The 17,584-nt window shown below is 62.5% G+C and carries 16 protein-coding genes and 1 tRNA gene; 8 read left to right on the top strand and 9 right to left on the bottom strand.

Annotation, left to right across the window (positions count from 1 at the left end; translation table 11 throughout):
- Nucleotides 1-409 precede the first annotated feature (409 nt).
- Complete coding sequence (locus ACFSNN_RS25150) at nt 410-613, top strand: cold-shock protein (RefSeq protein ID WP_134458067.1); 204 nt, start codon at nt 410-412, stop codon at nt 611-613.
- 348 nt (nt 614-961) lie between these two features.
- Complete coding sequence (locus ACFSNN_RS25145) at nt 962-2,113, top strand: exonuclease domain-containing protein (RefSeq protein WP_134458068.1); 1,152 nt, start codon at nt 962-964, stop codon at nt 2,111-2,113.
- A gap of 132 nt (nt 2,114-2,245) precedes the next feature.
- On the opposite strand, the gene ACFSNN_RS25140 is transcribed toward ACFSNN_RS25145, so the two are convergent.
- The 3 genes from ACFSNN_RS25140 to ACFSNN_RS25130 all read right to left on the bottom strand — a co-directional run bounded on the left by ACFSNN_RS25140 (nt 2,246) and on the right by ACFSNN_RS25130 (nt 4,907).
- Nucleotides 2,246-2,842 carry a chorismate mutase gene (locus ACFSNN_RS25140; protein ID WP_134458069.1) on the bottom strand — a complete coding sequence of 199 codons (597 nt, stop codon included), beginning with the start codon at nt 2,840-2,842 and terminating at the stop codon, nt 2,246-2,248.
- 287 nt (nt 2,843-3,129) lie between these two features.
- Complete coding sequence (locus tag ACFSNN_RS25135) at nt 3,130-3,279, bottom strand: hypothetical protein (protein WP_007180815.1); 150 nt, start codon at nt 3,277-3,279, stop codon at nt 3,130-3,132.
- A gap of 512 nt (nt 3,280-3,791) precedes the next feature.
- Entirely contained in the window at nt 3,792-4,907 is a 1,116-nt protein-coding gene (locus ACFSNN_RS25130; RefSeq protein ID WP_134458070.1) for an aldo/keto reductase, read from the bottom strand.
- 127 nt (nt 4,908-5,034) lie between these two features.
- Here ACFSNN_RS25130 and ACFSNN_RS25125 point away from each other — a divergent pair, with 127 nt between their 5' ends.
- Nucleotides 5,035-5,946 (top strand): LysR family transcriptional regulator, encoded by a 912-nt coding sequence (locus ACFSNN_RS25125; protein WP_208949503.1) that lies wholly within the window; start codon nt 5,035-5,037, stop codon nt 5,944-5,946.
- Nucleotides 5,947-5,964: 18 nt separating this feature from the next.
- Here ACFSNN_RS25125 and ACFSNN_RS25120 read toward each other — a convergent pair whose 3' ends face one another.
- On the bottom strand, nt 5,965-8,652 hold the full coding sequence (locus ACFSNN_RS25120; protein WP_134459116.1) for an excinuclease ABC subunit UvrA: 2,688 nt from the start codon (nt 8,650-8,652) through the stop codon (nt 5,965-5,967).
- Nucleotides 8,653-8,891: 239 nt separating this feature from the next.
- On the opposite strand from ACFSNN_RS25120, the gene ACFSNN_RS25115 reads away from it, so the two are divergent.
- Nucleotides 8,892-9,092, top strand: coding sequence for a hypothetical protein (locus ACFSNN_RS25115; RefSeq protein WP_134458072.1), 201 nt, complete (start codon nt 8,892-8,894; stop codon nt 9,090-9,092).
- 109 nt (nt 9,093-9,201) lie between these two features.
- Here ACFSNN_RS25115 and ACFSNN_RS25110 read toward each other — a convergent pair.
- The 5 genes from ACFSNN_RS25110 to pepN form a co-directional block, all read right to left on the bottom strand.
- Nucleotides 9,202-9,277: transfer RNA gene (locus ACFSNN_RS25110), tRNA-Thr, on the bottom strand.
- 55 nt (nt 9,278-9,332) lie between these two features.
- Entirely contained in the window at nt 9,333-10,349 is a 1,017-nt protein-coding gene (locus tag ACFSNN_RS25105) for a class 1 fructose-bisphosphatase (protein ID WP_106283319.1), read from the bottom strand.
- Nucleotides 10,350-10,470: 121 nt separating this feature from the next.
- Entirely contained in the window at nt 10,471-10,926 is a 456-nt protein-coding gene (locus tag ACFSNN_RS25100; protein ID WP_106313856.1) for a HigA family addiction module antitoxin, read from the bottom strand.
- Nucleotides 10,927-10,942: 16 nt separating this feature from the next.
- Entirely contained in the window at nt 10,943-11,224 is a 282-nt protein-coding gene (locus ACFSNN_RS25095; RefSeq protein WP_012434039.1) for a type II toxin-antitoxin system RelE/ParE family toxin, read from the bottom strand.
- 203 nt (nt 11,225-11,427) lie between these two features.
- Nucleotides 11,428-14,124 (bottom strand): aminopeptidase N, encoded by a 2,697-nt coding sequence (pepN, locus tag ACFSNN_RS25090; RefSeq protein ID WP_134458073.1) that lies wholly within the window; start codon nt 14,122-14,124, stop codon nt 11,428-11,430.
- Nucleotides 14,125-14,351: 227 nt separating this feature from the next.
- Here pepN and ACFSNN_RS25085 point away from each other — a divergent pair, with 227 nt between their 5' ends.
- The 4 genes from ACFSNN_RS25085 (at nt 14,352) to ACFSNN_RS25070 (ending at nt 17,582) form a co-directional block, all read left to right on the top strand.
- Nucleotides 14,352-15,056 (top strand): DUF4136 domain-containing protein, encoded by a 705-nt coding sequence (locus tag ACFSNN_RS25085; RefSeq protein ID WP_134458074.1) that lies wholly within the window; start codon nt 14,352-14,354, stop codon nt 15,054-15,056.
- 691 nt (nt 15,057-15,747) lie between these two features.
- Nucleotides 15,748-16,530, top strand: a complete 783-nt coding sequence (locus ACFSNN_RS25080; protein ID WP_134458075.1) for a beta-ketoacyl synthase chain length factor — start codon at nt 15,748-15,750, stop codon at nt 16,528-16,530.
- Nucleotides 16,514-17,308, top strand: a complete 795-nt coding sequence (locus ACFSNN_RS25075; RefSeq protein WP_134458076.1) for a lysophospholipid acyltransferase family protein — start codon at nt 16,514-16,516, stop codon at nt 17,306-17,308. The genes ACFSNN_RS25080 and ACFSNN_RS25075 overlap by 17 nt, the downstream gene beginning before the upstream one ends.
- Complete coding sequence (locus ACFSNN_RS25070; RefSeq protein ID WP_106283313.1) at nt 17,283-17,582, top strand: phosphopantetheine-binding protein; 300 nt, start codon at nt 17,283-17,285, stop codon at nt 17,580-17,582. Before ACFSNN_RS25075 ends, ACFSNN_RS25070 begins: the two co-directional genes overlap by 26 nt.
- The last annotated feature ends 2 nt before the right edge of the window (nt 17,583-17,584 follow it).

The raw sequence follows: 17,584 nt of genomic DNA, 5'->3' as shown, positions 1-17,584 counted from the left end.
CTCCCTAATGCGCGTTACTACCACTACCGAAATCAATCATCCCGCTATGCATGTGGTGCAGCAAGTCGGAAAAACACTTACGGAAAACATCTTTTGTTACATTTTTCGGCAATAGCCTGAAAATTTTCCCGCTAAAGCGCATCCCGGCTGCCAATTGAGTAATATTGACTCGGTCTGATTATTCAAATTCGCATATCTATATGCGATCTACATTTTCAAGCCGATAAGCTAAGGCTGATCGTGCGGCGTGATAACCGTATATCGAAAATTCGCTTGACGACAATTCTTCGTTCCCCGTATAACGGCAATGCTGAATTTCGCCCGCCAGATCGGATTACATGGCGTGGGTCCGATATTCGGTTTTCAGGGTAATGCCCGATAATTAATAAATCATCGAAGGAAACTGGAAATGGAAACCGGTATCGTCAAATGGTTCAACGATGCTAAAGGCTTTGGCTTCATCACGTCGGATTCTGGCGGCGAAGATCTGTTCGCGCACTTTTCGGAGGTTCGCGCGGAAGGCTTCAAATCGCTGAAGGAAAATCAGCGCGTTTCGTTCGACGTCAAGGCCGGCCCGAAGGGCAAGCAGGCGGCGAACATCCAGCCGCTGTAAGCCAGTCAACGCGGCTCGGCGCATGGTCGCGCGGCAGAGTGAACGAAAGCCTTCGTTAAATACGAGGGCTTTTTGATGTCTGATGTCATTTGGCCGAGGCGACTGGTTTTAAATATCCGCTGGGGAGTGATTTGAACGGCCAGCCAAAATCTCTCAAAAGCTTCACCATCCTACCTCTGTGTCCGTCGCAAAAACGAAATGACTTCGGGTTTTGCGAGAGGCCGTGGCTTATGCGGAAACAAGAGCATCGCGCCCAACTCACTTGACGTAATGCGATGCCATTCGGGTACTCGGCCGCCAACTGGTGCATACTTGCCGCAAAGCCACGCGTCCAAAGTCTCCTTTTCCATGTCTGAACAGTTTTTGCCGGAACCGGCCCTGGATGGGCCGATCGTCTTCGTCGACCTTGAAACCACGGGTGGCTCGACCGCCGAGCATCGCATCACCGAGGTGGGTGTGGTCGAAATCGGATCCGCCGGCGTGTCGCGCTGGAGCAGTCTGGTCGACCCTCAGCAGCCGATTCCCTCGTTCATCCAGCAGCTCACCGGCATCACGAATGCGATGGTGCGGGGCGCGCCGACCTTCGATGCGATCGCGCCGGAGCTTTTCGAGCGTCTGAACGGCAAACTGTTCGTCGCGCATAACGCCAGCTTCGATCGCGGATTTCTGCGCGGCGAGTTTCGCCGGGTCGGACTGGCGTTCGATCCGGACGTGCTGTGCACCGTGCGCCTGTCGCGCGCGCTGTTTCCAGCGGAAAAGCGTCACGGTCTCGACGCTCTGGTCGAGCGTCACGCGCTCGTGCCGTCCGACCGCCACCGCGCGCTCGCCGACGCCGATCTCATCTGGCAGTTCTGGCAACGTCTGCACGGCCTCGTGCCGCTCGACATATTGCGTACGCAGATCGAGCGCACCACGCGGCGCTACCGGCTTGCGGGCGAGATCACTGAAGATCTGCTCGATACCGCGCCGGCCGGTTGCGGCGTCTACGCGTTCTACGGGGAAGAGGATTTGCCGCTGTATGTCGGGCGAAGCGTGCGCGTGCGCCAGCGGCTGCGCTCACATTTAACCGGCGAGCGGCGCTCATCCAAAGATATCCGGCTTGCGCAGCAGGTGCGGCGTGTCGAATGGCGCGCGACCGGCGGAGAATTGGGCGCCATGCTCGCGGAGGCGCAGTGGATCGCGACGCTGCGCCCCGGCCATAACCGGGTGCCGCGTGTCGCGAAGGGCGATCCTCCTGACGCGCCTTGGCCGTTCGACGGGCCGATCGTATTCGAGGAGCGTGAGGAGGCGTCGCAGGCGCGCGCGTTTCATGTCGTGGACCGTTGGTGTTACGTGGGCCACGCGGCATCGCTCGCGCTGGCGGCGGAGTTGCATGCGTCGGGTGCAGTGGGTCCGTTCGAGTTGTCGACGTATCGCATCTTGCAGAGCCATCTCGCCCGCGGTTTGCGTGTGATGCCGCTGAGCGTGTCGCGTGGAGCGGCGGTGGCGAGTCTTGCCTGAAGGCGCTCACCGGTTTGGTTTTTAGCGACTTTGGTTTCAACCGATAGCCCGCTGTTCAAAGCGAGTTCAAGCGCGCGTGCCGCTTCGGCGGCCATTCACCAGTCTCAAACTGCGCGCTTCATCCCACTCGAACTAACCCGTTGCGCCCACGCCGCCCGTTTCACACACGTGTCCGAGAGCGCGCGTCAACGCGCTCGAATGAGCCGAGTCGTAGCGCGTCAGCGACTTCCAGTTAGCCAGCGATTGCGCGACGCGCGACGGACAATCCGATGTCGCGCGCAACGGCTGAACGCGCGCAAGGCCGGCCACGAGCGATTGTGTCAGCCGGTCCAACTGCGGTCTTGTACTGGTCGCCAGATCGGGCGCGGGTCCTTGCGGCGGCTGGCTGCGGCGCCACGTGGCGAACAGCGCGTTTTGTACGTCCTTGCTGGCGTCGATCTGGTCCTGAAAGAAAGCACGGGCAAACGCCGGGTCGACGTTCGCCGCGGCAGCGCGCTTCTCGACATCGGCGAGGAGGGCGTTTTCGCGCGGGGTGTCGGTGATGTCCTGGTGATTCGCCCACTTCCAGCGCGCCACGGGTTCCGCCAGCGCGAGGCGCTGCGAGGCAAGCGCGATCAGATTGGTGAGCGCGGTGTCGTCACCATCCGCGATGGCGGGAGCGGGCGCGAATGCAAGAGCAGCCAGCAGCGCGAGCATGCATGACGCGCCGAAGCGATAAGAACGATTCATGGAAAATGGCAGCAGCCGAGCGGCCGCGGAAGAAAAATCAGAAGAATAGACGATGCGCCGAACGTGCGTCTGTCTTCCGACGGAAAACCGTCGGACGTCGACCCCGGCAGGGTGAGCGAAAACGGACGAGCAAAAACAGACGTCGAGCCATACGGCCCAGCGTCATCCGAATCAGACGGACTGACCCCGCGTCACGAATCGAGCAGAAAACGAGCGGTGAAACGTATGCAAACAACCGCCGCGCGCCAGACGCGCGGACGTCAATGCTGCATTGCACCACGGCACAGTTACTTCGAATCGCACGACTTGCGTTGTTCGTCGAAAAAGGCGCGAACGTGCTCCGGCAGCTCAGCACCCAGAAACTCGACGCCAGCGGGTTCCGGATCCGGGCAAAAGACTTTATCCGGGGTCGGAACTTTCGGTGGTTTGGCATCCATGATCTCTCTCCTTTACAAACCGATTATCTGCCTCGGTCCCCGTTTTGCACGAGCGTGCTGATGCGGGTTACATGTTGTTTGTTGCTTTAACGGCACAGGTCAACAATGGAACGGAATGTTTGAATAGAATTTATCGGTTGACTGCTAATAGCCTTATTTCGCCGTCACCGTTCCAGGCAATCCAATACTCCGCGCCATTTCCCTCACGGCCTTATCCTGCGGGCCGTACAGCATCCAGTCGTTGTTTTCGCGCACTCCACATTCATATTGGCCGATAACAACCAATCGTCGCGAATCTTTGTGCGCTGCCGCACCGACAGGATTTTCTACTTAAGAGGCCGAACGTTCGTTAATTGCCATCGATCAATCCGCGCCATTCGGCCCTCTAATCTTTTGTAAACGAACGATTCTCCCGTTTCGTTGACGACTGAAAACACTTTTTAAGATTTTTTGCCTGAATAAGAAAACCCAACGTTCGGCAGCGAACGCTGGGCTTTCGTCAGACGCTATTTTTACGCCGTCGGTGCTGGGATTTTCACTGACGCGGAATATCCGGCCGGTTTGTCACTCACTTCGACCTGTCCGTGAATCCTGGCCTGATGACCGTCCGCAAACATGTAGTAGGGGAATGGGCGCGCCGGTTCGGACACGGCGTCGAGCCGCGCGATCAATTCCGATGCGAGCGTGAAGTCGAGCGAAGCGAGCGACTCCTGCAACTGCTCCGGCCGCGTCGCGCCGACGATGATGCTCGACACGCCGCGCTTCTGATGCAGCCAGTTCAGCGCGACTTGCGCCATCGGCCGGCCGGCGAGTTGGGCGACCGACTCAAGTTCCGCCACGATGCGGAAGTTGCGCTCGGTCAGTTTGTCGAATCCCGGCGGCGGCGCGCTGGCCATGCTCGCGAGGCGACCGTCACCGGAAAAACCGCCTGCCGCGCCGCTCTGCGAAGGCCGGTACTTGCCGGACAGCACGCCCATGCCGAGCGGGCTCCATGGCACGAGTCCCATGCCGAGATTGGCGGCGAGATCGGCGAATTCATTCTCCGCGTTGCGTTCGATCATCGAGTACTCAAGCTGCATGGCGGCGACCGGTTCGAAGCCGCGCCAGTCGGCGAGCGTCTGCGCGCGCCCGGCGAACCAGGCGGGCGTATCCGACAAGCCGACATAGCGGATCTTGCCGGCGCGCACGGCGTCGTCCATGGCGCGCATCACTTCGTCTACCGGCGTGACGCGATCCCACGTGTGCAGGTAGTACAGGTCGATGTAGTCGGTGCCGAGCCGCTTGAGCGAGCCGTCGAGCGCGCGCAGCAGATTCTTGCGATGGTTGCCGCCCGCGTTCGGGTTGCCGGACTCGGCGTTGTAGCCGTACTTGGTCGCGATCACCAGCCGCTCGCGCAGGCCGCGCGCCGCGACGAACTTGCCCAGCCATTTTTCGCTGGTGCCTTCCGTGTAGAGGTCGGCGGTGTCGATGAAATTGCCGCCGGCATCCACGTAGAGATCGAACAGCCGCTGCGCCGACTTTTCCTCGGCGCCCCAGCCCCATTCCGTGCCGAAAGTCATCGTGCCGAGCGCGATCGGGCTGACGCGCAAGCCTGAGCGGCCGAGCAGGGTATAGCGGTTCATCGTCATGTCAGTCTCCTTGGGCGGTGTCGTAGAAAAATTGAATCGATGGCTCCATCGTGCGCCGATTCTTTTCGTGGAAAAATGCCGCTTGTCTGCAAGGATTGTGAAGTCCGACTTAATAATGGGGGCCGCGATGGATCCTGCGCAGTTGCCGGCGTTGATGGCGTTCGTGAGCGTGGCGCGTCACGGCAGCTTTACGCATGCGGCCGCCGAGACCGGCGTGACGGCTTCGGCGCTCTCGCAAAGCATCCGTTCGCTCGAAACGCAATTGAACGTGCGTCTGTTCAACCGGACGACGCGGCGCGTGGCGCTGACCGAAGCCGGCGCGCAGTTTCTCGCGCGCGTGCGGCCTGCGCTGGGCGAACTCGAGGCCGCCTTCGAGGCGCTCGACGAAACCCGCGACCAGCCCGCGGGCAATCTGCGCATCAACTTGCCGCGGGTCGCGAGCGAGTTGCTGGTGCAGCCGCATCTTGCGGAATTCACACGCCGCTATCCGCAGATCCGTCTCGACCTGACGCTCGACGACGGCCTGGCCGATGTCGTCGGCGAAGGCTTCGACGCCGGCATCAGGCTCGGCGAACGGGTTGCGCAGGACATGGTGGCGGTGCCGTTGGGCGGCGAGATTCGCATTGCGGTGGCGGGCTCGCCGGCCTATTTCGAGCGCTATGCGCTGCCCGCGACGCCAGCCGATCTCGCCGCGCATGACTGCCTGCGCTACCGCTTTGCGTCGAGCGGCGGTATTTATCGATGGGAGTTCGCGCCGCCAGACGATCCGGCGCGCGTGTTCGAAGTCGAGACGCGCGGCGCGCTCGTCACGAACGACCTGCGCACGATGGTGCAAGCGGCAGAACAGGGCGTGGGCCTGCTGCACGTTATCGAGGACTTCATACGCGAGCAGCTCGCCGATGGCCGCCTCGTGCGGGTACTCGACGCATGGTGTCCGAGCTTTCCGGGTTTCTATCTCTACACGGCGAGTCGGGCGCAAATGCCGCTCAAACTGCGCGCGCTGATCGACTTCCTGAAAGAGAAGCGCGGCGCTCGCTAGCGCGCACGCTTCTTTCTTTCACCCTGCGAGGTGCTGCCGCAGATAGTCGGCGGTGCGGCTTTCCTTTACGCGCACGATCTCAGCCGGCGTGCCGCTCGCCACGATCTTGCCGCCGGCGTCGCCGGCGCCCGGGCCGACATCCACGACCCAGTCGCTTTGCGCGGCCACCCGCATGTCGTGTTCGACCACGACGACGGTATTGCCGGCATCCACGAGTCCCTGGAGTTGCACCATCAGCCGGTCGACATCGGCGGGATGCAGGCCGGTGGTCGGTTCGTCGAGGATATACAGCGTGTCGCCGCGTTGCGCGCGTTGCAGCTCCGTGGCGAGCTTGATGCGCTGGGCTTCGCCGCCGGACAATTCGGTGGCCGGCTGACCGAGCCGCAGATAGCCGAGGCCGATATCGCGCAGCACTTTTAGCGCGCGCATCACGCTGGCTTCGTCGGCGAAGAAATCGCAGGCGGCGTCGACGGTCAGGCCGAGCACCTCGGCGATGTTTTTATCGCGCCATGTGACTTCCAGCGTCTGCGTGTTGTAGCGCGTGCCGTGACAGGTCGAGCAGGGCGCATAGACGCTTGGCAGGAACAGTAACTCGACGCTGACGAAGCCTTCGCCTTCGCACGTCGGGCAACGGCCTTGCGCCACGTTGAACGAGAAGCGGCCCGCGCCGTAGCGGCGTTTGCGCGCGAGCGGCGTGTCGGCGAACAGCTTGCGCACGTGGTCGAAGAGGCCCGTGTAGGTGGCGAGGTTGGAGCGCGGCGTGCGCCCGATCGGTTTCTGATCGACGCGCACGAGCCGCCGCAGTGCATCCATGCCTTCGGCGATGCGGCCGCCGGTCGGCGCGCTCGCCGTGGCGAGCAACGGGTCCTGCTCGTCGTCGTCCGGGTTTTCGAAGACGCGTCCGAGGTGGCTGGCGACCAGTTCCGGCAGCGCCTGGCTCACGAGGCTCGACTTGCCCGAGCCCGACACGCCCGTGACGGCGGTCAGGCAGCCGAGCGGAAACGCGGCGTCCAGCCCGTGCAGATTGTTGCGCGTGATGCCGGCGAGCTTTAACCAGCCGGCCGGTTCGCGCGTCGCGCGCGCGACAGGCTCGGGCGGCGCGAACAGATGCCGGCGCGTATGCGAAGCCTCGACCTTCGCGAGGCCGGCGGGCGGCCCGCTATAAACCACATGGCCGCCTGCTTCACCGGCTGCGGGACCGACGTCGATGAGCCAGTCGGCGCGCCGCATCATCTGCAAATCGTGTTCGACGACGAACAGCGAATTGCCCGCGGCCTTCAGACTCTGCAACGCGCTGAAGAGCGCTTCGCCATCCGCGGGATGCAGGCCGGCCGACGGCTCGTCGAGCACATACACCACGCCGAACAACTGCGACGACAACTGCGTGGCGAGCCGCAAGCGCTGCAGTTCGCCGGATGACAGCGTGGGCGTGCTGCGCTCCAGCGCGAGATAGCCCAGACCCAGATCGACCAGAGTGCTCAGGCGTTCGAGCAACTCGGCGGCAATGCGCTGCGCGGCGACGCGTTTTTCCTCGGACAGGTTGGGCGTGCGCCGCACGTCGGGCGCGGCTTTGTGCGCCGAACCGCCTGCGGCGACCCGTTTGTCGACGGCATCGCGCATGGCGTTCTTGCTGAGCACGCTGCCTTTGCCGGCGCCTTTGCCAGAATGTGCGCCGTCCGGCTCGGGCCATTCGCCGCGCGTGATCGGTTCGAGCATCTCGGCAAGTCTGGCGAGCGGCAACTGGGCGAACTCGCCGATATCGAGCCCGGCAAACTTCACCGACAGCGCTTCCTTCTTGAGCCGCTTGCCATGACAGGTCGGACAGACGCTGCCGATCATGAATTGCGACACGCGTTTTTTCATCAGCGCGCTTTGCGTGTTCGCGAACGTGTGCAGCACGTAGCGGCGCGCACCGGTGAAGGTGCCCTGATAGCTCGGTTCGTCCTTGCGTTTGAGCGCGGCGCGGGTCTCCTTCGGCGTGAGACCGGCGTAGACGGGCGCGGTCGGCTGTTCGTCGGTGAAGAGAATCCAGTCGCGATCCTTTTTCGGCAAATCGCGCCACGGTTTATCGACGTCGTAGCCGAGCGTCACCAGAATGTCGCGCAGATTCTGTCCGTGCCACGCGGGTGGCCATGCCGCGATTGCGCGCTCGCGAATGGTCAGCGAGTCGTCCGGCACCATGGATTTTTCCGTGACCTCGTACACGCGGCCGAGTCCATGGCAAGTCGGGCAGGCGCCTTGCACCGTGTTCGGCGAGAAATCCTCGGCGAACAGCATGGGTTGCTTCGGTGGATAGTCGCCGGTGCGCGAATAGAGCATACGCACGAGACTCGACAGCGTGGTCACGCTGCCAACCGACGAGCGCGCGCTCGGCGTGCCGCGCTGCTGCTGCAACGCGACCGCGGGCGGCAGGCCTTCGATCGCGTCCACTTCAGGCACGCCGACCTGCTCGATCAGGCGCCGGGCATACGGCGCGACCGATTCGAAATAGCGCCGCTGCGCTTCGGCATACAACGTGCCGAATGCCAGCGACGATTTGCCCGATCCCGACACGCCGGTGAAGACGACCAGCGCATCGCGCGGAATCTGCACGTCGATGTTTTTCAGATTGTGTTCGCGCGCGCCGCGCACGCGCACGAAGCCGGAGAAAGCGGGTTCGTCGGAAGGCGGCGGTGTCGAGCGAGCTTTGTTGCGGATGGCGTCCATATCGATGAGTAGCGAATAAGCATGGCGCGGCGCGTCGGGCGACGCCAATGAAGTTGCACGGAGCATGCCCGATGATGAAGTGGCGATGATGCCAGTGAAAGTGTGGCGCACGCACCCCCGTCAACCCGGAAATCACCGCCTATCATTGAAGCGACTATCCGCGCGCAGAGTGCGGTGGCTAACGGACGCGCCGCTGCCGGCGCGGAAGATGGCAGTCTTTGTCCCTCAGAGAGTTCGCCATGGAAAACGCTGTGTACTGGAAAGGTCGTCAGGTCGGAATCGAGTGTGCCGGCCGGATTTTGTGGTTTTCTTCGGCGCCGCAAGAGGCGGTCGCGGCCTACGGCGCTCATCAGCCGGAGCCGGCCCGCGCGGAAAATTCCGTTTTGGCACGCAATCTCGGCGTGACAGCGCAGTTCGATCGGCCTGGTTTTCGTGGGTGAGTGGTAGGGCGGTTGATTGCGAGATGGCGGTGCGTGGACCCTGCCAAAGCACGTGCGGAAACGCAAAAAAGCCCAGTCGCGAGGACTGGGCTTTTTGCTTGAATCTTGATGGTGCCGGAAAGAGGAATCGAACCCCCGACCTTCGCATTACGAATGCGCTGCTCTACCGTCTGAGCTATTCCGGCATCAGGAGAAACGAGATTATAGGGACTTCTTTGTCAGCTTGGCAAGCCCCTCGGCTCACTTTTTTGTTTCGAGATGGTAGCGCGTAACCCGGTCCACCTCGTTCTTCGAGCCGAGGAACACGGCGACGCGTTCATGCAGGCTTTTCGGCTGGATGTCCAGAATGCGCTTTTCGCCGTTGGTCGCGGCGCCGCCCGCCTGCTCGACGATAAAGGCCATCGGATTCGCCTCGTACATCAGGCGCAGCTTGCCCGGCTTGTCCGGCGTGCGCTTGTCGGCCGGGTACATAAAGATGCCGCCGCGATTCAGGATACGGTGGACGTCCGCCACCATCGACGCGATCCAGCGCATGTTGAAGTCGCTTTGACGCGAACCGTCTTTGCCAGCCTTCAATTCGCCGATGTACTGCTCGACCGGCGGATACCAGTGGCGCTCGTTGGAAGCATTGATCGCATATTCACGCGTTTCGACCGGAATACGCATATCGCTTTGCGTGAGCACCCACGAGCCGAGTTCACGGTCGAGCGTGAAGCAGTTCACGCCGTTGCCGGTGGTCAGCACCAGCACGGTTTGCGGACCGTAGACCGCATAGCCCGCGGCGACCTGCTGCGTGCCCGGCTGCAGGAACGACTGTTCGGTGGGTTGTTGACCATCCGGGCAGCGCAGCACGGAGAAGATCGTGCCGATCGACACATTGACGTCGATGTTCGACGAGCCGTCGAGCGGATCGAACACGAGCAGATATTCGCCCTTCGGATAGTTCGCCGGGATCGGAAAGAACTGTTCCATTTCCTCGGACGCCATGCCGGCGAGATTGCCGCCCCATTCGTTCGCTTCGAGCAGGATTTCGTTCGACAGAATGTCGAGCTTTTTTTGCACTTCGCCTTGAACGTTCTCGCTGCCCGCTGTGCCAAGCGCATCGCCCAGCGCGCCCTTGCTGACGTGGTAGCTGATTGCCTTGCACGCCCGCGCGACGACTTCGATCAAAAGGCGCAGATCGGCCGGCAGATTGTTGGTTTCGCGCTGCTGTTCGATCAGGTACTTCGTGAGTGTGGTACGACGTTGCAAAGCCATGCTGTACTCCGGGAAGGCTTGAGGAATATTCTGATTTTAACCGTTCGTTGTGTCGCTTCCGCGCTTTTGCGCGCGAACCTTGCACAGCGATCGCGCAGGACATGCCGGTGCGTGGCGAAATTCAGGCTTTGCGGCGTGCCTTGCCGGTTGTGAGCTTGCCGCTCACGCTCGCCGCGAGCGCGGCGGCGCGGGCGTGTTCGGCTGAAACCTTCGGCATTTTCGGACGTTCAGCCTTCGGCATGGGTTCGATTTCCCGCTCGATCTGCTCGCCGGCCGCCGCCGTGGCGACACGCAGGTCGTAGGCGATTTGCAGATTGAGCCAGAACTGCGCGCTTGCGCCAAAGTAGCGCTCGAGCCGCAGCGCCGTGTCTGCCGAGATGGCGCGCTTGCCACGCACGACGTCGTTGATGCGCGGCGCCGGTACGCGCAGCGCAAGCGCGAGCGCGTTGACGGACATGCCGAGCGGTTCGAGGAACTCGCTGCGCAGAATTTCGCCCGGATGACCTTCCGGGATGCTGTCGCCGGTGTCGATGTCAGAGAAATCGATGCTGCCCAGATCGGAGCGTTTGATGACCATGCCGGTCTCCCAATAATCAGTGATAGTCGACAATTTCGACATTCAGCGCCTCCCCTTCGACGAAATGAAAGCAGATGCGCCATTGCGCATTGATCCGGATACTCCATTGCCCGCTGCGCTGACCCTGCAATGCTTCGAGCCGGTTGCCGGGCGGTGCATGCAGGTCGCGGATGGATTCCGCGGCGTCGATCATGAACAGCTTGCGGCGCGCGAGCGCCTGCATGTGAAGCGGCAATGAGTACACGAACTTGCCCTGAAAGATTCCCGCCGTAGCTTTGTCGCCGAATGTCGTGATCATGGGATGATATAACGCGTTGCGTTAAACGTAAACCGTTAAATGAATGCGTTTACTTTCATCCCTTTAGCGCAAGTCGAACAGTCGTCCGGATGGCTAACGTGATTGCCGCGCGCGGCCGCGTCGCGCCTTCAGAAAATCCAGGGCGAAAAAAAGCCGGCAACGCGTGCCGGCTTTTCGATGCGACAACTGTGCTTAGGCGAGCATCATGCCAACGCTTTCTCCACGATCTCGCGCACGTCGCGCGATTTCACCTGAGACGCCACTTTCTCCAGCGCCGCGCGCATGCCGTCGCGCAGCGTCGGCGTGAAGCGGCGCCACAGTTCCAGCGAGCGGGCGAGGCGCGCGGCCACTTGCGGATTGATGGCGTCAAGCGCGATCACCTGATCGGCCCAGAACGCATAGCCCGAGCCGTCTTCGGCATGGAACTGCGCCGGGTTCGCCCCGCAGAAGCTGAAAATCAGCGAGCGCGCGCGGTTCGGGTTCTTCAGGTTGAAGGCCGGATGCGTCATCAGCTTACGCACGATCTCGATCACTGGACGCTGCGCGCTGCCGCGCTGCGTGGCTTGCAAGGCGAACCATTTGTCGATGACGAGGGGCTCCTTTTCGAAGCGCCGGTAGAAGTCGTCCAGCGCCTGCTGCGCCTCGGCGCTGCCGCCATTCGCCGCCGACGCATTGAGCAACGCGGAGAGCGCCGCCGAGCGGTCGGTCATGTTATTCGCCACATCGTACTGCGCGGACGCGAGACGCACGGCCTCGGCCGGATCGTCCAGTTCCGCGAGATACGACAGCGCGAGATTCTTCAGCGCGCGATGACCCGACGCTTCGGGCGTGGCTTCGTAAGCGCCCGGCGTGCGATGTTGCTCGTACACCTTGAGCCAGTCGCTCCTGAGCGCGTTGGCGAGACGCTTGCGCACGAACTGCCGCGCGGCGTGCACGGCCGCCGGATTCGATTCGGCCATCTGCTCGGCGAGATACGCTTCCGAAGGCAGCATCAACGCGAGTTCGCGGAACGATGGCGAGAGCGTTTCGTCGGTCAGCACGCGGGCGAACGCGGCCACCACGGAGTCGTCGAGTTGCAGCGGCACGCCGGTGGCGGCGCGTCCAGCCAGGGTGAGCAATTCGCGCGTGGCGAGCCGTTGGCCGGCCTCCCAGCGGTTGAACGGGTCGCTGTCATGAGCCAGCAGGAACGCGAGCTGTTCCGCCGAGTAGTCGTATTCGACGATCACCGGCGCCGAGAAATTGCGCAGCAGCGAGGGCAGCGGCTCCTGCGTCACGTTGACGAACGTAAAAGTCTGTTCGGTCTGAGTGAATTCGAGCACGCGCGTGGTGAAGGCCGAGGCCGTGTTTTCGCCTTGCAATTGCAGCGGCAGGTCGCGGCCGTCCTTGCCGATCAAACCGATCGCGAACGGAATCAGCAGCGGGCCTTTTTGCGTTTCGCGCGCGGCCGGCGCGCCTTCGCCGTAGCCTTGCGTGAGCGTCACGCTGTAGCGTTGCTGCGCGGCATCGTATTGCGTTCGCACGGACACGCGCGGTGTGCCGGCCTGGCTGTACCAGCGCTCGAATTGCGTGAGATCGCGGCCGTTCGCGTCGGCGAGCGCGTGGCGGAAGTCGTCGCAGGTCACGGCCTGGCCGTCGTGACGCTTGAAATACAGATCCATGCCCTTGCGGAAGCCGTCGCGGCCGAACAGCGTCTGATACATGCGCACGACTTCCGAGCCTTTTTCGTAGACCGTCATCGTGTAGAAGTTGTTGATCTCGACGTAGCTTTCCGGGCGCACCGGATGCGCCATCGGGCCTGCGTCTTCGGCGAACTGCATCTGGCGCAGCACGCGCACGTCTTCAATGCGCTTGGTGGCGCGCGCGGCTTCGTCCGTTGCACCGCCTGCCATGTCGGCCGAGAACTCCTGATCGCGGAACACTGTCAGGCCTTCTTTCAGGCTCAGCTGGAACCAGTCGCGGCACGTGACGCGGTTGCCGGTCCAGTTGTGGAAATACTCATGGCCGACCACGGCCTCGATGTTCGCGAAGTCAGTGTCGGTGGCCGTTTCGGGGTTCGCCAGCACGTACTTCGTGTTGAAGATGTTGAGCCCCTTGTTCTCCATCGCGCCCATGTTGAAGTCGCTCACCGCGACGATCATGAAACGGTCCAGATCGAGTTCGAGCCCGAAGCGTTCCTCGTCCCAGCGGATCGAATGGATCAGCGAATCCATGGCGTGACGGGTCTTGTCCAGGTCGTGCGGTTCGACCCACACCTGCAGCAGCTTTTCCTTGCCCGAGCCGCTCTTCACGCGCTCTTCCAGGGCGACCAGCTTGCCCGCGACCAGTGCGAACAGATAGCTCGGCTTTCTGAACGGATCTTCCCAGCGCGCGAAGTGGCGGCCGTCGGGCAAATCGCCTTCTTCGAGCAGATTGCCGTTCGACAGCAGCACCGGATAATCGGCTTTGCTGGCACGCAGCGTGACCGTGAAGGTCGCCATCACATCCGGACGGTCGAGGAAGTACGTGATGCGGCGAAAGCCCTCGGCCTCGCACTGCGTGAAGAAGTTGCCGCCCGACACGTAAAGGCCCGACAGCGTGGTGTTTTCAGCCGGATTGCAAATGCTCGTGAGCGTCAGTTCGAACTGATCCGGCACGTTGTCGAGCCGCAAGCCGTGTTCGTGCGCGTGGGCATTGGCGAACGGCTGGCCGTCGATCTCGGCGCCGACGAACTCCAGTTGTTCGCCCATCAGCTCCAGGTGGGCGGCACGCGACGCCTCCGGATTGCGACGCACGCGCATCGTGTTCCGGACGACCGTGCGTTCGGGGACCAGATCGAACTCCAGTGCGACGGTGTCGATCAGGAAGGCGGGCGGCGCGTAGTCGGCGCGGCGAATCACATTGGGCGTTGCGGTATCGGCCATGGCGTTCTGTAGTGTTGGAACTCGAGCCGGCGAGCGCGCTTCTGGCGTGCGGGCCGGGCATGTCGAGCCATTGTACAAAGCCTCGGCGAATTGTGCGGAGCGAACTTTTTACCGAGTCGGCCGGTCAGCGTATTATCGGGCGCCCGCGTGCGGGAAAGCTTGTGCGTCGACGGGGCCGGGTTTGACGGACAATACAAAGGCAACTTGGAAGCTTCACGAGGTAGACCATGAAAATCGATCGATGGACCCGTCACGCCGCGCTGCTGCTAGGCGCACTGATGGTACTGCTGTCCGGCTGCACGACCTACGTCACCACTCAGGTCACAGCCTTCTCCGACTGGAGCGGCAACGACGCCACCCGAACTTATGCGTTCACGCGAGCGGCGGACCAGCAGAACAACCTTGAACTCACCACCTACGAGCGCCTGGTCGCGAACGAACTCGCCACGCATTCGTTCCGTCAGGTCGACAGTGCGCAGGCGCGCTATCTGGTCGGACTGGCCTACGGAATCCGTTCGGACATGGTGACGGTCTCGGAGCCGGTGTATTACAACCCGTGGCCGGCGCCGTACTGGGGCTATGGCCGGCCATTCGATCCGTGGGGCCCGTGGGGCGCATTCCCGGCCACTTACGTGAACCAGAGCTATCCGATCTTCACCCACTTGCTGGGCGTGCGGATAACCGAGCGTGCGAGCGGCAAGGAGGTTTACAACGTGACAGCGCGCAATACGGGCGGCGAGTCGTCGCTGGTTCGGGCCATGCCGTATCTGGCGCGTAGCGCGCTGGCCGATTTCCCGCTCGGCAACGGCGTGGTTCATACGGTGAAGATTCCGGTCGATAAGAGTGGCGGCCAATCGAACGAAATGGTGGCGACCGGCACGGCGCCTGCCGCCGCGCCGGTGCCGGCGTCCGGTGCGAAGGTCGTTCAGTAAAGAGTACCTTGGCTGGCGGTGCGGTCAAACGGCGGCGTCGGTGGTAGATAAACGGCCCGGCAGGTCACCCTGCTGGGCCGTTCTGCTTTTCCACGCCGGGGAGCGCAACGCGCCACGCCCCGATATCGCCATCGGGCATCTGCACGACCCCATTTGCATTGCTTGAACAGTAGCCCCGAGTCGCCGGTGCGCCACGAATTCAAAATGAGGCCGGCTAACAACGCAAGCGCCTTCCAATATGAAACACTTTTTAAGAAAGTAAATTGAAAGCATTGCCGTCTTTCGGCGAGATATTTCCCAGCCCGAATCGGCGGCAACCCGCGCCGCTGATGGGCAGAGCGGTCCGTTCACGAGGCGGAAAACGGCGCCGGAGGCCGGTGCCATGGCTTGTCATGCGGGCGTCGCCTGAGAGAGACGGATACAGATGGATACGTCTTTCGAAGCTGATTTATCCGAGAATATTCAGTATGATTCCGGCGACCATAGGACGCCCACGACAATCCTTCGGACGAATTGACAAAGGCGGCTAAATAATCAGGGCCAAGTGCCGTTAATCCGCTGAACCCTATATAAGAAGATTGGATTGACCCCGGCTGGAGATTGCCGGTCCGCGCGGCGCGTACACGCTGTGACGGTGCCGTATTCCGTCAGGCGCTTCAGCCTCTCCTCGCTTCTACGCGCGAACACCGATATGCCCGATCTGCACTGGACCATTCCGGTCGCTCGCTGGTCTAGCTGGCCTGCTGCCGCATCTGCCGCACCCGATATCGGCTTCATCGAGCCGATCGTGCGGCGTCGCCTGAGCACTCTGTCCAGAGTGGCGCTGAAGGTTGCGCACGATTGTGTCGCGAGAGATGCGGTGCGGGTCGTGTTCGCGTCGCGGCACGGCGAATTGCGGCGCACCACGGATATCTTGCGCGCTATCAGCGCGGGCGAGCCGGTCTCGCCGACCGCCTTCAGCCTCTCGGTGCTCAATGCCATGACCGGCGTGTTCGGCATTGCGCGCGGCGACCGCTCCGCGGCGAGTGCGATCTCCGCCGGTGCGGAAACGCTGGGTTACGCGCTTCTGGAAGCCCATGCGCAATATGCCACGCAGCCGGATTCGCCGACGCTGCTCGTCTACGCGGACGAACCGGCCGATCCGGCATACGGCACGATCGAAGACGAAGTGCAGGGCGGCGCGATCGCAATCCTGCTCGATAGCGAATCAGCGACGGGCGAGCTGGAGTGCTGGGTGTCGCGCGCAGGCCAGTCAGACTCCGCGCCGCTGAACGCAACCCGCGCAAGCGAAACAGGCGGGATGGAAGGGACAGACGGGACAGACGGGACAGACGGCACAAAAAGCGCCGCCCCGGAAACCCTCTTCGCGACCCAAAGCCAGGCGCTGCAGCACTGTCTGGAAACCGGCCTGCCCGCCGCCTGGCAAAACACCGGCGCCACCTGGCATTGGAGGTGGCATGACCGAGCGGCTTGATTACTTCTGGCGATTCTGCGCGACCGGCATGGCTTTCGTGGTCTTCGGCGTGTGCGGCGTGCTGTTTTCCGTGGTGGTGTTTCCGCTTGCCTGGGTCTGGCCGCACCGCGCCTCGCGCCAATTCGCGGTGACGAGCGTGATTCACTGGTTTTTCCGCGCGCTGGTCGCGGTATTGCAACGCATCGGCGTGATGGAACTGGAGGTGTCGGGCGTGCAGGCGTTGCGCGCGGGCGGCCCGGCGATCGTGGTCGCCAATCACCCGACCTATCTCGACGTGATGGTGCTGCTGTCGCTCACGCCGCATGCCTGCTGCGTGGTGAAAAACGCGCACTGGAGCAATCCGTGTTTCTGGGGCATCGTGCGCTCGGCGGAATACGTCAGCAATGCCGATCCCGCGCAACTCGTCGAGGCCGGCGCGAAGCAACTGGCCGCAGGCTATACCATGATCATTTTTCCGGAGGGCACGCGCAGCCCCGCGCCGAATCGGCTGCACGCGTTTTCTCGCGGTTTCGCGCACATGGCGCTGAAGGTCGGCGCGCCGATCGTCCCCGTGCTGATGGACTGCGACCCGCCGGCATTCACCAAGCAGATGCGCTGGTACGACGTGCCGGCGCGCGCGTTCAGAATGCGCGTGAACGTGCTTGAGCCGCTCGGCGTCGACCAGCTCGCGGCCCATGACACCCCACCGGCTCTCGCGGCGCGCAGCGTGACGAGCGCCGTCGAAGCCCACATTACCCAGCACCTGTTCGATTATGGATTCTTTAAAACTGGAAATTAAACAGCTCCTGATCGAAGCTCTCGATCTGGAAGACCTGAGCCCGGCCGATATCGACGACGATGCCCCGTTGTTCGATACCGACGGCATCGGTCTCGATTCGATCGATGCGCTCGAAATCGGCATCGTGCTGCGCAAACAATACCAACTGACCATCGCGGCGAACGACGAGCGCACGCGCGAACACTTCCGCTCGATCAGCACGCTGGCGGCGCTGGTGGCGAGCCAGCGCGAAGCGGTGCACGCCGTGAACGAAACAACCAGAAAAGGGGAATAAAC

The organism is Paraburkholderia dipogonis, from assembly GCF_042680985.1.
In the GTDB taxonomy this organism is placed as follows: domain Bacteria; phylum Pseudomonadota; class Gammaproteobacteria; order Burkholderiales; family Burkholderiaceae; genus Paraburkholderia; species Paraburkholderia phytofirmans.
The sequence above is the reverse complement of the archived record's forward strand: the minus strand, read 5'-3'. Positions and strand labels throughout refer to the sequence as shown.

Bases quoted from the DNA above. Each gene is read 5' to 3' on its own strand.
- ACFSNN_RS25150 (WP_134458067.1), top strand. From the start codon at position 410: ATGGAAACCGGTATCGTCAAATGGTTCAACGATGCTAAAGGCTTTGGC.
- ACFSNN_RS25145 (WP_134458068.1), top strand. From the start codon at position 962: ATGTCTGAACAGTTTTTGCCGGAACCGGCCCTGGATGGGCCGATCGTC.
- ACFSNN_RS25140 (WP_134458069.1), bottom strand. From the start codon at position 2,842: ATGAATCGTTCTTATCGCTTCGGCGCGTCATGCATGCTCGCGCTGCTG.
- ACFSNN_RS25135 (WP_007180815.1), bottom strand. From the start codon at position 3,279: ATGGATGCCAAACCACCGAAAGTTCCGACCCCGGATAAAGTCTTTTGC.
- ACFSNN_RS25130 (WP_134458070.1), bottom strand. From the start codon at position 4,907: ATGACGATGAACCGCTATACCCTGCTCGGCCGCTCAGGCTTGCGCGTC.
- ACFSNN_RS25125 (WP_208949503.1), top strand. From the start codon at position 5,035: ATGGATCCTGCGCAGTTGCCGGCGTTGATGGCGTTCGTGAGCGTGGCG.
- ACFSNN_RS25120 (WP_134459116.1), bottom strand. From the start codon at position 8,652: ATGGACGCCATCCGCAACAAAGCTCGCTCGACACCGCCGCCTTCCGAC.
- ACFSNN_RS25115 (WP_134458072.1), top strand. From the start codon at position 8,892: ATGGAAAACGCTGTGTACTGGAAAGGTCGTCAGGTCGGAATCGAGTGT.
- ACFSNN_RS25105 (WP_106283319.1), bottom strand. From the start codon at position 10,349: ATGGCTTTGCAACGTCGTACCACACTCACGAAGTACCTGATCGAACAG.
- ACFSNN_RS25100 (WP_106313856.1), bottom strand. From the start codon at position 10,926: ATGGTCATCAAACGCTCCGATCTGGGCAGCATCGATTTCTCTGACATC.
- ACFSNN_RS25095 (WP_012434039.1), bottom strand. From the start codon at position 11,224: ATGATCACGACATTCGGCGACAAAGCTACGGCGGGAATCTTTCAGGGC.
- pepN (WP_134458073.1), bottom strand. From the start codon at position 14,124: ATGGCCGATACCGCAACGCCCAATGTGATTCGCCGCGCCGACTACGCG.
- ACFSNN_RS25085 (WP_134458074.1), top strand. From the start codon at position 14,352: ATGAAAATCGATCGATGGACCCGTCACGCCGCGCTGCTGCTAGGCGCA.
- ACFSNN_RS25080 (WP_134458075.1), top strand. From the start codon at position 15,748: ATGCCCGATCTGCACTGGACCATTCCGGTCGCTCGCTGGTCTAGCTGG.
- ACFSNN_RS25075 (WP_134458076.1), top strand. From the start codon at position 16,514: ATGACCGAGCGGCTTGATTACTTCTGGCGATTCTGCGCGACCGGCATG.
- ACFSNN_RS25070 (WP_106283313.1), top strand. From the start codon at position 17,283: ATGGATTCTTTAAAACTGGAAATTAAACAGCTCCTGATCGAAGCTCTC.